This window comes from Streptomyces sp. SPB162 (assembly GCF_029504575.1).
Taxonomy (GTDB): Bacteria; Actinomycetota; Actinomycetes; order Streptomycetales; family Streptomycetaceae; genus Actinacidiphila.
In genome coordinates this window covers 4227802-4242439 of sequence record NZ_JAQFII010000001.1, presented here as the reverse complement: position 1 = coordinate 4242439, position 14638 = coordinate 4227802, and the positions used below count along the sequence as shown (strand labels likewise).

Annotated in this window: 11 protein-coding genes and 1 pseudogene; 7 read left to right on the top strand and 5 right to left on the bottom strand. The window is 70.6% G+C overall.

Annotation, left to right across the window (positions count from 1 at the left end):
• Positions 1-125: 125 nt before the first annotated feature.
• The gene (locus tag M2266_RS19405; RefSeq protein ID WP_277439326.1) at positions 126-947 is read right to left on the bottom strand and encodes an oxidoreductase; all 822 of its coding nucleotides are present in this window, start codon (positions 945-947) and stop codon (positions 126-128) included.
• A gap of 106 nt (positions 948-1053) precedes the next feature.
• Here M2266_RS19405 and M2266_RS19400 point away from each other — a divergent pair, with 106 nt between their 5' ends.
• Positions 1054-2058 (top strand): ATP-binding protein, encoded by a 1005-nt coding sequence (locus M2266_RS19400; RefSeq protein ID WP_346780912.1) that lies wholly within the window; start codon positions 1054-1056, stop codon positions 2056-2058.
• Positions 2059-2126: 68 nt separating this feature from the next.
• On the opposite strand, the pseudogene M2266_RS19395 reads toward M2266_RS19400, so the two are convergent.
• Positions 2127-3356, bottom strand: a pseudogene (locus tag M2266_RS19395) (hypothetical protein); the annotation flags it as partial.
• A gap of 305 nt (positions 3357-3661) precedes the next feature.
• On the opposite strand from M2266_RS19395, the gene M2266_RS19390 reads away from it, so the two are divergent.
• From M2266_RS19390 to M2266_RS19365, 6 genes are all read left to right on the top strand, one after another.
• On the top strand, positions 3662-5815 hold the full coding sequence (locus tag M2266_RS19390) for a SulP family inorganic anion transporter (protein ID WP_277439324.1): 2154 nt from the start codon (positions 3662-3664) through the stop codon (positions 5813-5815).
• A gap of 172 nt (positions 5816-5987) precedes the next feature.
• Complete coding sequence (gene acs, locus M2266_RS19385; RefSeq protein ID WP_277439323.1) at positions 5988-7946, top strand: acetate--CoA ligase; 1959 nt, start codon at positions 5988-5990, stop codon at positions 7944-7946.
• A gap of 319 nt (positions 7947-8265) precedes the next feature.
• On the top strand, positions 8266-9615 hold the full coding sequence (gene nhaA / locus M2266_RS19380; RefSeq protein WP_277441270.1) for a Na+/H+ antiporter NhaA: 1350 nt from the start codon (positions 8266-8268) through the stop codon (positions 9613-9615).
• Positions 9616-9684: 69 nt separating this feature from the next.
• Positions 9685-10134 carry a phage holin family protein gene (locus M2266_RS19375; RefSeq protein ID WP_277439322.1) on the top strand — a complete coding sequence of 150 codons (450 nt, stop codon included), beginning with the start codon at positions 9685-9687 and terminating at the stop codon, positions 10132-10134.
• A 13-nt stretch (positions 10135-10147) separates the two neighbouring features.
• Positions 10148-11071: an alpha/beta hydrolase gene (locus M2266_RS19370; RefSeq protein WP_277439321.1), complete on the top strand. Its 924-nt coding sequence runs from the start codon at positions 10148-10150 to the stop codon at positions 11069-11071.
• Positions 11072-11218: 147 nt separating this feature from the next.
• On the top strand, positions 11219-11401 hold the full coding sequence (locus M2266_RS19365; protein ID WP_269268931.1) for a hypothetical protein: 183 nt from the start codon (positions 11219-11221) through the stop codon (positions 11399-11401).
• Positions 11402-11586: 185 nt separating this feature from the next.
• Here M2266_RS19365 and M2266_RS19360 read toward each other — a convergent pair whose 3' ends face one another.
• From M2266_RS19360 to nth, 3 genes are all read right to left on the bottom strand, one after another.
• Positions 11587-12786, bottom strand: coding sequence for a MarP family serine protease (locus tag M2266_RS19360; RefSeq protein WP_277439320.1), 1200 nt, complete (start codon positions 12784-12786; stop codon positions 11587-11589).
• Positions 12787-12892: 106 nt separating this feature from the next.
• Entirely contained in the window at positions 12893-13570 is a 678-nt protein-coding gene (locus tag M2266_RS19355; protein ID WP_277439319.1) for a CoA pyrophosphatase, read from the bottom strand.
• Complete coding sequence (gene nth / locus M2266_RS19350; protein WP_346780911.1) at positions 13567-14400, bottom strand: endonuclease III; 834 nt, start codon at positions 14398-14400, stop codon at positions 13567-13569. The genes M2266_RS19355 and nth overlap by 4 nt, the downstream gene beginning before the upstream one ends.
• Between the last annotated feature and the right edge of the window lie 238 nt (positions 14401-14638).

Sequence of the window (14638 nt, the reverse complement as noted above, 5' to 3'; positions counted from 1 at the left end):
CAGCCGTACCAGGTGACGGGCAAAGTCCTGACCTGATCGGCAAAAAATCGAGCACGCATGGTAACGCGACGGACATGCCGGCGGCGGCACCCCCAGGGTGCCGCCGCAACCCTTTCCGCAAGGGGTCAAGCCGCTCCGCGCTGCAGCGCCTCGCACACCGCGACGCTCTCGCGCACGCCGAGTTCCAGCGCCTTCCCGCAGTGCCCGATCCACGCGGCCATACCCTCGGGCGTACCGGACGCGTAGCCCTCCAACGCCTTGAGGTAGTCGGCTCGCCCGAGTTCGGCGTGGCCCACCTCGGCGGGACAGATCGACTTGGGGTCGAGTCCACTGCCGATCAGCACGATCCGCTCCGCCGCCCGCGCGACCGGCCCGTTGAACGAGCCGAAGGGCCGCAGCGACAGCAGCTCGCCGTGCACCACCGCGCCGACGACCAGCGCGGGCGCCTCGCTCCCCGCGCGCAGCAGTCCGGCCAGGCCGTCGAGCCGGGCGGCCACCTCTTCCGAGCCCGGAAGCGGAAGTTCCACCAGCGGCTCTTCGGCCGGTTCGCCGGCCAGCCGCGGCCTGCCCACCGTGTCGTCCGGCGCGGCGCCGCCTGCCGCCACCAGGTGCAGCCGGGCCAGCGCCTGCACCGGCGACCGGCGCCAGACGCTGAGCAGCTGTCCGGCCTCGGCGGTCAGTCGCAGGGCCGCGCCCACCGTGCGCGCCTCGGGGTCGGCGGAGAAGTCGCTCCGCCGCCGCATCTCCTCCAGCGGCCAGTCCGCACCGGCCAGTGCGGCGGAACCGCGCGCTCCGCGCAGCGCCGCCTCGGACGTCACCTCTTCGGACCGGCGGCGCATCACCCGGTGGCCGTAGACCTTGTCCACGGACTGCCGTACGGAGTCCACCGCGTCGGACACGCCGGGCAGGGAACCGAGGATGGCGAGCGGATCAGCGTTCGTACCCATGAGTACGACCCTACGCACAGCAGAACGCGCCAAGAGACCCCGATCGAGTGGCCTTCCCCACTCCAAATCGTCACTGCACGTAAATGTTCGACTACTCTTGGCGAACATGAAGATCGCTTTCGTTGGAAAGGGCGGCAGCGGCAAGACCACGCTGTCCTCCCTGTTCATCCGCCACCTCGCGGACGTCCGTGTGCCCGTCGTCGCCGTCGACGCGGACATCAACCAGCACCTCGGACCGGCCCTCGGCCTGGACGAGGAGGAGGCCGCCGCGTTCCCCGCGATGGGCGCCCACCTGCCGGAGATCAAGGAGTACCTGCGGGGTGCCAACCCGCGGATCGCCTCAGCCGAGACCATGATCAAGACGACTCCGCCGGGCAGCGGCTCGCGGCTGCTGCGGGTGGTGGAGGAGAACCCGATCTACGCCGCGTGCGCCCGCACCGTCCCCCTGGACGCCGGAGCGCGGGTGCGGTTGATGGCGACCGGCCCCTTCAACGAGTCCGACCTGGGTGTCGCCTGCTACCACTCCAAGGTGGGAGCGGTGGAGCTGTGCCTGAACCACCTGACCGACGGCCGCGACGAGTACGTCGTGGTGGACATGACGGCGGGCAGCGACTCGTTCGCCTCCGGGATGTTCACCCGGTTCGACATGACGTTCCTGGTCGCCGAGCCGACCCGTAAGGGCGTCGCCGTCTACCGGCAGTACAAGGAGTACGCCCGGGACTTCGGCGTCGCGCTGCGCGTCATCGGCAACAAGGTGCAGGGCGCCGACGACCTGGCGTTCCTGCGCGACGAGACCGGGGACGACCTGCTGGCCACCGTCGGCCACTCGGAATGGGTGCGCGCGATGGAGAAGGGCCGTCCGCCGAGCTTCGAGTTGCTGGAGGAGGCCAACCGCCACGCGCTGCGGACCATGCACGAGACGGCCGACGCCTCGTACGAGGCGCGCGACTGGGACCGCTACACCCGCCAGATGGTGCACTTCCATCTGAAGAACGCGGAGAGCTGGGGCAACGCGAAGACGGGCGCCGACCTGGCATCCCAGGTCGACCCCGGCTTCGTGCTCGGTGAGGCCGGGTCGATGGACGCGGCCGTCGCACTGTCGGCTAGCTGACGTTCGACCCGGGGCCGTTCGCAGCCGGCGCCGACCGTCCGGGCGCCGAGGCCCCCGGAGACCGCGGGTGCCGCGAGGAAGGCCGGCCAGCCTTCCTTCGGCGCCTGCCCGACGTCCAGCTTGCGCAGCTTCGCCAGCACCGCCGGATCCTGCGCGTCCATCCAGTCCGCCATCTGCTTGAACGACACGCACCGCACGCCGTCCTTGCGGCACACCGACCTGATCGTGGACTCGACGGCCTTCATGTAGACGCCGCCGTTCCAGGACTCGAAGTGGTTGCCGACGAACATCGGCGCCCGGTTGCCCGAGTAGGCGCGGTTGAAGGCGGCGGCCAGGCCGCTCTCCATCTGGTGGCCCCAGTACTCGCGCATCGACGGGTCGCCCTTGGTGGTGCCGGACTGGTTGGCGAGGAAGTTGTAGTCCATGGACAGCGTCTCGAAGGCGCGGCCGGGGACCGGGACCTCCTGCAGCGGGAAGTCCCAGACGCCGTCGATCTGCGACGGCCAGACCTGCCGCCCGCCCACCGAGCTGGCGTCGTAGCGGAAGCCCATCTCCTTGGCGGCCGGGATCAGGTTCCGCTGGCCCTCCAGGCAGGGGGCGCGGCCGCCGACCAGCTCCTTGCTGTAGTCGAACGGCAGCGGCGCCAATTGGGTGAGGCCGCTGTTCGTCCGCCAGTTCTTGACGAAGCCCTCGGCCTGTTCGATCTCGCTCTTCCACTCCTCGGACGACCAGGTGCCGACCCCGCCGTTCGGCCCGCAGAAGTGGCCGTTGAAGTGGGTGCCGATCTCGCTGCCGTCCTGCCACGCCAGCCGGATCTGCTCCAGCGTGTCGGTCATCTCCTTGCGGTCGGTGAAGCCGATGTCGGAGGCGCCGCGCGGGTGCCGCGGCGGGTCGTAGACCTCCTTGCGGTCCCCGGGCAGCAGGTAGACGCCGCTGAGGAAGTACGTCATGGCCGCCTTGTTCGCCTTGCCGACCTCGCGGAAGTGCGAGAACAGCTTCTGGCTGTCCTCTCCCGCGCCGTCCCAGGAGAAGACGACGAACTGCGGCGGCTTCTCGCCCGGCGCGAGCCGCTGGAACCTCGGCTGGCCGGGTTGCGCCCCGGTCTCGGCGGTGGAGCCGTCGCCGATCAGCTTCATCACCCGTGCCGGCGGTCTCTGCACGGCGGCGGCGGGACCGTCGTGCTGCCGACTGCTCTGCCCCGTTCCTCCCGACCCGCTCGAACCGCCGGAACAAGCCACCGCGCCGAATACCAGCGCGGTTACGGCGGCCAGGGCCGCGGTCTTCCGCAGGAAATGCATACGAACCTCGATCCAACGGGGCGAGCAGGGATTTGATAGCAAAAACTGACATGTTCGCGCGATTTGGTCAGCACGACCGGCCAAATACCTTCTCGATTCACTCGATAGGAGCAAATCTCCGCCCTAGTGGATCTACGGACTTCACCGATCCGTATATCCGCATTACTCTCCTTTTACCGACCCTTGAGCGTAGCCATACAGTTACGTACGGTTACCACGTCCCGCCGCCCTGAAGGAGACGGGAACCATGCAGACGCCTCACAGGTCCGATCTGTCCGCCCTCGATCACTGTCTTTCTGATCGCCGTGCCGCTGTCGCTCGGCATCGCCCTCACCACCGGTGCGCCCCTCCAGTCCGGCCTCGTCGCCGCAGCCGTCGGCGGTATCGTCGCCGGGCTGCTCGGCGGGGCCCCGTTGCAGGTCAGCGGGGCTGCCACCAGCCTCGTGGTCGTCATCGCCGAACTCGTCCAGCGCTACGGGTGGCGCACCACCTGCGCCATCACCGTGCTCGCCGGCCTCGCGCAGGCCGCCCTCGGTGCCCTGCGAGTGGCACGGGCGGCGCTCGTGGTCAGCCCTGCCATCGTGCACGGCATGCTCGCCGGGATCGGGGTGTCCATCGCCGTCGGGCAGTTGCACGTCATCCTCGGCGGCACCGCTCAGGGGTCCGCCCTGGCCAACCTCGGCGCGCTGCCACGGCAGTTGGCGGCCACCAGCCCGGCCACGCTGGGGATCGGCGCACTCACCGCCGTCGTCCTCGTCGGCTGGCCCCGGCTGCCCGGCAGGAACTCCACGAACAGAGCCCTGCGCGCGCTGCGTGCGGTCCCGGCGGCGCTGGCGGCGGTCGCCGCCGCCACGGCCGCGGGTCTCGCGCTGACCGTGCCGCGTGTGGATCTGCCCTCATGGGGCACTCCGGGGCCGCCCCGGCTCCCGGAGGGGCCGTGGCCAGGCCTGCTCGCCGCGGTCGTCACCGTCACCCTCGTCGCGAGCATGGAATCGCTGTTGTCCGCGGTCGCGCTCGACAAGATGCAGTCCGAGAACCCGGACCGGCGGGCCAGACCCGCGCGTCTCGACCGCGAGCTGCTCGGCCAGGGCGCGTCGAACGTGGTCTCCGGGCTGCTCGGCGGCCTGCCGGTGGCCGGCGGGGCGATGCGCAGCTCGGCGAACATCCGAGCCGGCGCCGTGACGCGCTGGTCCACCGTCCTGCACGGAGTGTGGGTGGTGCTGTGCGCCGGCCTGCTGGCCGGCGTGCTGGACCTGATCCCGCTCGCCGCCCTCGCCGTCCTGGTGCTGCTCGTCGGCGTGAAAATGGTGAGTTTCGCCCACATCAAACACGTGCGGCGGCACCGGGAGTTCCCGGTGTACGTGGCCACCATCGGCGGGGTCGTGCTCCTCGGCGTTCTGGAGGGCGTGGTGGCCGGCATCGCGGTAGCGGCCTTCACCTCGCTGCGCCGCCTCACCCGCACCCGCATCACCGTCCTCGAGGAAGCGGACGGCTACCGGGTTCGCGCCCACGGCCAGTTGACGTTCCTCGCGGTGCCCCGGCTCACCCGGGCCTTCGCCCAGGTGCCGGACGGGGCGCACGCCGTCGTGGAACTGGACGGTTCGTTCATGGACCATGCGGCGTACGAGGCCCTGCAGTCGTGGTGCGCCCGGCACCGTGCCCGCGGCGGCAGCGCCGTTCTCGCCGACCGCACCGGACGGACGGTCAGCGAGCCGGGGAGCGCGCACGCCTGCCGGCCCTGGACGCCGTGGCGCAACCACCACTGCACCCGGCCGAGCCCCGCCACCGTAACGGCGCCCGCGGGCAGCCAGCTGATCGGGGGCGTCAGCAACTTCCAGCGCCACACCGCGCCCCTGGTGCGCGACGAGCTGGCGCGGTTGGCGAGGGAGGGCCAGCGGCCCACCCAGCTCTTCCTGACCTGCGCGGACTCCCGGCTGGTGACCAGCATGATCACCTCAAGCGGGCCCGGTGACCTCTTCACCGTGCGCAACATCGGGAATCTGATGCCGCCGCCCGGTTCCGACGGTTCCTGCGACTCGGTGGCCGCGGCCGTCGAGTACGCGGTGGACGTACTGCAGGTCGGCAGTATCACGGTCTGCGGGCACTCCGGCTGCGGCGCCATGCAGGCGCTGCTCGGCAGCGACCACCCGCCCGGCGCCCAGACCCCGCTGGCCCGCTGGCTGCGGCACGGGCGGCCGAGCCTGGAGCGGCTGGCGCGCGGGGGCCCCGGACTGACGGACCGGGCGCCGACCGACGACCTGGAGCGGCTGAGCCTGGCCAACGTGGTGCAGCAGCTGGAGCACCTGCTGGACCACCCGTGCGTGGCTCGCCGCTACGCGGAGGGGAAACTACAGCTCCAGGGCATGTACTTCCATGTCGCCGAGGCCCAGGCGTACGTCCTGGACCACGCCACGGGAGCGTTCTCGGCGGTGCACCCGGAGGTGCTGGACGCGGTCTGACACGGGCCGGGGGCTGTGCGGCACGGCAGCGTGAGGACGCCACGCCGCACGGCCTCCATCCGGGCCGCTCACGCTACAGGTCTAAACCAATTATCCTGCGACTCTTGTCATCGCGCCCGCGGCCTGATGAGCTATGGCCGGGACATCTGGGACAGTCTGACAAGGAGTTGGCGTGAGCAGCAACGAGAGCCTGGCCAATCTGTTGAAGGAGGAGCGGCGCTTCGCTCCGCCGGCCGAGCTGGCCGCGTCCGCCAACGTCACCGCAGAGGCGTACGCGCGGGCCGAGTCCGACCGCCCGGCCTTCTGGGCCGAGCAGGCGCGCCGGCTGAGCTGGGAGGTCGAGCCGACCCAGACGCTGGACTGGTCGAACCCGCCGTTCGCGAAGTGGTTCGCCGACGGCAAGCTGAACGTGGCGTACAACTGCGTCGACCGGCACGTCGAAGCCGGCCGCGGCGACCGGGTCGCGATTCACTTCGAGGGCGAGCCCGGTGACAGCCGCAGCCTGACCTACGCGGAGCTCAAGGACGAGGTCAGCCGGGCCGCGAACGCGCTGCTGGAGCTGGGAGTGGCGGCCGGTGACCGGGTCGCGGTGTACCTGCCGATGATTCCCGAAGCCGTGATCGCGATGCTGGCCTGCGCCCGGGTCGGCGCCGCGCACTCCGTGGTCTTCGGCGGGTTCTCCGCCGACGCGGTCGCCTCCCGTATCCAGGACGCCGACGCCAAGCTCGTCATCACGTCCGACGGCGGTTACCGGCGCGGCAAGCCCTCCGCGCTCAAGCCCGCCATCGACGAAGCCGTCGCCAAGTGCCCGACCGTCGAGCACGTGCTGGTGGTGCGCCGCACCGGCCAGGAGACGGCGTTCACCGAAGGTCGTGACGTGTGGTGGCACGACATCGTCACCCGTCAGTCGCCCGAGCACACCCCGCAGGCCTTCGACGCCGAGCACCCGCTGTTCATCCTCTACACCAGCGGCACCACGGGCAAGCCCAAGGGCATCCTGCACACCTCGGGCGGCTACCTCACCCAGACCGCCTACACCCACCACGCGGTGTTCGACCTCAAGCCCGAGTCGGACGTCTACTGGTGCACCGCCGACATCGGCTGGGTCACCGGCCACTCCTACATCGTCTACGGGCCGCTCGCCAACGGCGCCACCCAGGTCATCTACGAAGGCACCCCCGACACCCCCCATCAGGGCCGCTTCTGGGAGATCATCCAAAAGTACGGCGTCACGATCCTCTACACCGCGCCGACCGCGATCCGCACGTTCATGAAGTGGGGCGACGACATCCCCGCCAAGTTCGACCTGTCCTCGCTGCGGGTGCTGGGCAGTGTGGGTGAGCCGATCAACCCCGAAGCGTGGATGTGGTACCGCGAGCACATCGGCGCGAACCGCTGCCCGATCGTGGACACCTGGTGGCAGACCGAGACCGGCGCGATGATGATCAGCCCATTGCCCGGCGCCACCACCACCAAACCCGGCTCCGCCCAGCGCGCCCTGCCCGGCATCGCCGCCACCGTCGTGGACGACGAGGCCAACGAGGTCCCCGACGGCTCCGGCGGCTACCTGGTACTCACCGAGCCCTGGCCCTCGATGCTGCGCACCATCTGGGGCGACGACCAGCGCTACATCGACACCTACTGGTCCCGCTTCCCCGGCCGCTACTTCGCCGGTGACGGCGCCAAGAAGGACGACGACGGCGACATCTGGCTGCTGGGCCGAGTCGACGACGTCATGCTGGTCTCCGGCCACAACATCTCCACCACCGAGGTCGAGTCCGCACTCGTCTCGCACCCCAAGGTCGCCGAGTCCGCCGTCGTCGGCGCCGCCGACGCCACCACCGGCCAGGCCATCGTTGCGTTCGTCATCCTGCGCGGCACCGCCACCGACTCCGACACCCTCGTCGCCGAGCTGCGCGACCACGTCGGCAAAACCCTCGGCCCCATCGCCAAGCCCAAGCGCATCCTCATCGTCAGCGAACTCCCCAAAACCCGCTCCGGCAAGATCATGCGCCGACTCCTCCGCGACGTCGCGGAGAACAGGGAACTCGGCGACGTCACCACCCTCACCGACTCCTCGGTGATGGACCTGATCCAGACCAACCTGCCGGGCGCGAGCAGCGAGGACTGACCGAGCGGGAGCCACCGATGGCTCGAAGAGGGGCTTCCGGCGTCATGCCGGGAGCCCCTTTTGCCCTTAATGTGTAGAACACCGGATGCCCCGGCGCACGAGCCGATAGGCTGGTCCCCGCGTCAGTGACACGACAGTGACGCGACAGTACAAAAGGTGCGCCGGGAAGTCTGGTCGGCAACGGAGTCAGTCACGTCCAGTGGACGACCAACCGACCGGAGGCCTTCCACTCGTGACCGAGCGACCCGCACCCGAGCGCCCCGCGACCGGGCGGCCCGTATCCGAGCGACCCGCGACCGGGCGGTCCTTCCTCGGACGGCTGTCCCTCCCCGAGCGGACCTTCGTCGCCGACGCACTGCGCACCGAGACCGTCGGCGGCCTCCTGTTGCTCTTGGCCGCGGTCGCCGCGCTGATCTGGGCCAACACCCCCGCGCACGAGACCTACGAGACGGTCAGGGAGTTCCACTTCGGCCCGTCCTCCCTCGGGCTGGACCTGTCGGTGCAGCACTGGGCGGCCGACGGCCTGCTCGCCGTCTTCTTCTTCGTCGCCGGGATCGAGCTCAAGCGCGAGCTGGTCGCCGGCGAGCTGCGGACGCCGTCCGCGGCGGCGCTCCCGGTCATCGCCGCCCTGTGCGGCATGGCCGTGCCCGCCCTCGTCTACCTGGTGGTCAACACCGTCGGCGGCGGCGCGCTGGACGGCTGGGCGGTCCCGACCGCCACCGACATCGCGTTCGCGCTGGCCGTCCTCGCGGTCATCGGCACGTCGCTGCCGTCCGCGCTGCGCGCCTTCCTGCTGACGCTCGCCGTCGTCGACGACCTCTTCGCGATCCTGATCATCGCGGTCTTCTTCACCTCGTCGATCAACTTCGTGGCCCTCGGCTGCGCGGCGCTCGGACTGCTGCTGTTCTGGCTGCTGCTCCGCGCGGAAGTGCGCGGTTGGTACATCTATCTGCCGCTGGCCCTGGCCATCTGGGGGCTGATGTACAACAGCGGCGTGCACGCCACGATCGCGGGCGTCGCCATGGGGCTGATGCTGCGCTGCTCCCGCCGGGACGGCGAAACGCACTCCCCCGGCGAGCACGTCGAGCACCTCGTACGCCCCGTCTCCGCCGGCCTGGCGGTACCGCTGTTCGCGCTGTTCTCGGCGGGCGTCGCCGTCTCGGGCAGCGCTTTCGCCGACGTCTTCTCGCAGCCCGAGACGCTCGGCGTCGTCCTCGGCCTGGTCGCGGGCAAGACCGTCGGTGTGTTCGGGGGCACCTGGCTCGCGGCCCGGTTCACCCGTGCGGAGCTCAATCCGGACCTCAGATGGCCGGACGTGCTCGCCGTCGCCTCGCTGGCCGGGATCGGCTTCACCGTGTCGCTGCTGATCGGCGAACTCGCCTTCGACGAGGACCCCGCGCTGGCCGACGAGGTCAAGGCCGCCGTCCTGATCGGCTCCCTGATCGCGGCCGTCATCGCGGGCGTCCTGCTCCGGCTCCGCAACAACAAGTACCGGGCGATGTGCGACGAGGAGGAGCGCGACGAGGACGGGGACGGCATCCCGGACATCTACGAGCAGGACAAGCCGGAATACCACCTGCGGATGGCGGAGATCCTGGAGCGGAGGGCCGTCGAACACCGCAGGCTCGCCGAACTGGCCCGGGTCGAAGGCGCGGGCGACGGGGACTGAGGCATGATCTGTGGGTAACAGTCCCTACCACCAGGTAGCCGGGCATGACGGATACCGACGGAGGATGCGATGAGCGCAGTGGAGCAGACCGAGGGCGCGAGCCGCAGTCTCGGGCAGCTGTTCGCCTCCGCCACGGCGGAGATGTCCGCCCTGGTGCACGACGAGATCGCCCTCGCCAAGGCAGAGCTGCGGGAGGACGTCAAGAAGGTCGGCCTTGGGAGCGGCGCGATCGCGGGGGCCGCGGTCCTGGCGTTCTTCGCGCTGCCGATGTTCAGCATGGCGGCGGCGTACGGCATCCACGCCCTCGGGCTGGGCCTGGCGTGGTCGTTCCTGATCGTCGGCGGCGCGTACGTGGTGATCGCCCTCATCCTCGGGGTGTTCGCGCGCGCGAAGTTCAAGAAGGTCAAGAAGCCGGAGCGCAGCATCGCCTCGGCCAAGCAGACGGCAGCCGTACTCCAGAGCGTCAAGCCGCATCCGCGCCCCCTGGAGTCCGGTGGCACGGAGGACCTCAAGGTGTGACACGCTCAGCTCCATGACGGTCGCTGCTCATTCCTCGGTCGCACGGCTCGAGGGGCCCTGGACGCACCGGGATGTCGCCGCGAACGGCGCGCGATTCCACATCGCCGAGGCCGGCGACGGCCCGCTGGTGCTGCTGCTGCACGGCTTCCCGCAGTTCTGGTGGAGTTGGCGGCACCAGCTGACGGCGCTCGCCGACGCGGGGTTCCGCGCGGTCGCGATGGACCTGCGCGGGGTCGGCGGCAGTGACCGCACGCCGCGCGGCTACGACCCCGCCAACCTCGCGCTGGACGTGACCGGGGTGATCCGCTCGCTCGGTGAGCCGGACGCCGCCCTGGTCGGCCACGACATCGGCGGCTACCTGGCCTGGACCGCGGCGGTGATGCGGCCGAAGCTGGTGCGCCGGCTGGCGGTCTGCTCGATGCCGCACCCCCGGCGCTGGCGCACGGCGATGCTCACCGACATGAAGCAGAGCGCGGCCGGCTCCTATATCTGGGGTTTCCAGCGGCCGTGGCTGCCGGAGCGGCAGCTGGTCGCGGACGAGTCCGCGATGGTCGGACGGCTGATCCGGGACTGGTCGGGGCCGCTGCTACCGGACGAGGAGACGGTCGACGTCTACCGGCGGGCGATGCAGATCCCCTCCACGGCGCACTGCGCCGTGGAGCCGTACCGCTGGATGGTCCGCTCGATGGCCCGCCCCGACGGCATCCAGTTCAACCGGCGCATGAAGCGTCCGGTGCGGGTCCCGACGCTGCACCTGCACGGCTCGCTGGACTCCGCCGTGCGCATCCACAGCGCGGCGGGCAGCGGTGAGTACGTGGAGGCGCCGTACCGCTGGCGGCTCTTCGACGGACTGGGGCACTTCCCGCACGAGGAGGACCCCGTCGCGTTCTCGACCGAGCTGATCAACTGGCTGAAGGACCCCGAGCCGGACCGGTAGCAGGGGTCGCCCGGTGGTCGGACGGTCCGTCAGCGCGATGGACACTCCGGTACGACTGTCTGACGATCAGCCAAATGCCGGACGCATAGGCCAATTGGCAGAGCGCCGCACGATTACCGACCTTGAGGCGCGGGCACGTAGCTCCGTATGGGTTGGACGCACGACTACCGTGATGTAGAACGCAACCGCCGCACCTTCGTCGCAGCTGTCAACCGCGCGACGCCTGCGGCCGTACTCCCCGAGGGGGAGCACCAGATCGGTATCCCGCGCATTCTGCAGCGGCGCGCCCGCTGGGTGGGCGCGCGCCTGCGGCATCCCCGCAGCGACTAAGGGCTGTCCCGTAATCCCTGGTGGATCAGCGCGCGGCGTCAGGTGCGGTGCGTCGCAAGGCGGAGGGTCGTCCTCGTACCGGGCGTACTCGGACGACTCCGACAACTGGGGGCACCCCCAGCGGTAGCTGGGGGAGAAGTGCCGTGCCGGGCGTCGCGAACCGGTGAACCTTTCCGGCCAGAGCACTAGAGGGCGCAGCCCTGGCTGTCGACCTGGCGGTCGGCCGTGCGGCCGGCGGTGATGTCGTCACGGATCTCGTCCGCGGTCAGCGCGTAGCCGGTGTCCGCGTCGTCGAGGGACTTGGCGAAGATGACGCCTGCCACCCTGCCGTCCGGGGTGAGCAGCGGCCCACCGGAGTTGCCCTGGCGCACCTTCGTGAACAGCGAGTACACGTCGCGGTGCACGGTGCCCCGGTGGTAGATGTCCGGACCGTTCGCCTGGATGCGCCCGCGCACCCGGGCGGCCCGGACGTCGAAGCCGCCGTTCTCCGGGAAGCCCGCCACGATCGCGTCGTCGCGGCTGTGCGCGTCGCCCGTCGTGAAGTTCAGCGCGGGCGCGTCGAGCGCGGGCACCTCCAGGACGGCGATGTCGCGCTGCCAGTCGTAGAGGACGACGCGGGCATCGTAGAGCCGGCCCTCGCCGCCGATCTGCACGGTGGGCTCGCTGACCCCGCCGACGACGTGGGCGTTGGTCATCACCCGGTCCTTGGCGAAGACGAAGCCGGTGCCCTCCAGCACCTTGCCGCAGCTGGGCGCGGTGCCGACGACCTTCACGATGCTCCGGCGGGCCTGGTTGACGACCGCGCTGCTCGCGAGCCTGGGGTCCGGCTCGGGCACCGAGGTGATCGGTTCGCTGCCGAAGGGGCTGAAGACCTGCGGGAGGCCGTTCTGCGCGAGCGTGGAGCTGAAGTCGGTGAACCAGTTGTCCGCCTGCTGCGGGATGACGCGGGAGACGCCGAGCAGCACCTTCGAGGAGCGCACCTCGCGCCCTATCGTCGGCAGGGCCGTGGTGGCGAGCGCGGAGCCGATCAGCCAGGCGACGAGGAGCATCGCGGCGACGTTGACGAGCACGCCGCCGCCCGCGTCCAGCGCGCGGGCCGGGGACCACGTGATGCGGGTGCGCAGTTTGTTGCCCAGATGGGTGGTGCACGCCTGGCCGACCGAGGCGCAGACGATCACCACGACGACGGCGATCACCACGGCCACGGACCCGGGCGAGGAGTCGTCGGTGACCTTGTCCCAGATCATGGGGAGCAGGTAGACGGCTGCCAGACCGCCGCCCAGGAAACCGATCACCGACATGACGCCGACGACGAATCCCTGGCGGTACCCGACCACGGCGAACCACACGGCGGCGAGCAACAGCAACAAGTCCAGCACGTTCATCTAGGTTGACCTCGCGAGGACGGTCCAGCTCGACCGGGGCAACGGCCGGGACTCCCGGGGCTGCCCCCCGGGAAGACACAGCACGAGCACACGGTCTCATGCCGTTCTATGCGAGCGGCACCGTCCTGCCCCGGTCCCAGGGCTCCTCCCAGCCCGCGAAGTGCAGAATCCTGTCGATCAGACCGGCTGTGAACCCCCAGACCACCGCGCCCTCGACCAGGAACGCCGGGCCGCGGAAGCCGCTGGGATGCGTCATCGTCGCCCGGTTCGCGGGGTCGGCGAGATCAGCGACGGGGACCCGGAAGACCCGGGCGGTCTCGGCCTGGTCGACGGCGCCGACCGGGCTGGGAGTGCGCCACCAGCCGAGCACCGGCGTGACGACGAATTCACTGACCGGGATGTACAACCGCGGCAGCACACCGAAGATCTGCACCCCGGACGGGTCGAGACCGGTCTCCTCCTCCGCCTCGCGCAGGGCCGCGCGCAGCGGGCCGTCGCCCTCGGGATCGCCGTCCTCGGGGTCGAGGGCGCCGCCGGGGAACGACGGCTGGCCCGCGTGCGACCTCAGCGAGCTCGCCCGCTCCATCAGCAGCAGGTCGCGACCGTGCTCGCCCTCGCCGAAGAGGATCAGCACGGCCGACTGCCGGCCCCGGCCGGACGGGGGCGGCAGAAACCGGCTGAGCTGCTCGGGGAGCACGTCTCCCGCGGCACGGGCCACCGGCTGCAGCCACTGGGGCAGCCCTTGGATCGACACGGCCGCCTCGCCGCCCCGCGTCGTCGTCATGCGCTCCCCTGCGTCGTGTCGGTGGCGGCGGCCGGGGCGCCCAGGGGCGGCGCCGGTTCGCCCGGGTAGTCGGCCGGCGGCCGCAGACGCTGCCCGGGGGCACCGCCCAGCTCGTACTTCAGCAGCTTCTTCGCCTTCTCCGGATCCGTCTCACCCTCGCCGTACGACGGGCAGAGCGGGGCGATCGGGCAGGCGCCGCAGGCGGGTCTGCGGGAGTGGCAGGTACGGCGGCCGTGGAAGACCACCCGGTGCGACAGCATCGTCCACTCGCTCTTCGGGAAGAGCTCGCCGACCTCCTGCTCGACCTTCTCCGGGTCCTCGGACGCGGTCCAGCCGAAGCGGCGCGACAGCCGGCCGAAGTGGGTGTCGACGGTGATGCCGGGGACCCCGAACGCGTTCCCCAGGACGACGTTCGCCGTCTTGCGGCCCACTCCCGGCAGCGTGACCAGGTCCTGCAGCCGGCCCGGCACCTCGCCGTCGTACCGGTCGCGCAGCGCCGCCGACAGTCCCAGCAGCGACTTCGCCTTGGCGCGGAAGAACCCGGTGGGCCGGATCAGCTCCTCCAGCCGCTCCGGCTCGGCCGCCGCCATGTCCTCGGGCGTCGGATAGGCGACGAAGAGCGCGGGGGTCGTCTGGTTCACCCGCAGGTCGGTGGTCTGGGCGGACAGGACCGTCGCGACGAGCAGCTGGAACGGGTTCTCGAAGTCGAGTTCGGGGTGGGCGTAGGGGTAGAGCTCGGCGAGCTCGCGGTTGATCCGCCGCGCCCGGCGGACCAGTGCGATTCTCGATTCCGGCTTTTTGGCGGGCTTGAGCGAAGCTTGTTCGCTCACAGCGGAATCAGGGGTTCGGGTCACTCGCTTGGCCGTCACACCCTGCCGTTTATTCTGCGAACTCGGCGTATCAGACACCCGGCCAGCCTAAGCCTCGGCACCGACATCCGGCCGTGGCCACCAGGAACCGACCCCCAATCGGACCCCCGGGGCACGTGCTCGGCGATACATAAGACAGACTTGTGATTGATCGCACTGTTTTGCCAGCGGGCATCACGGGGGATCATCCGGCGATGTC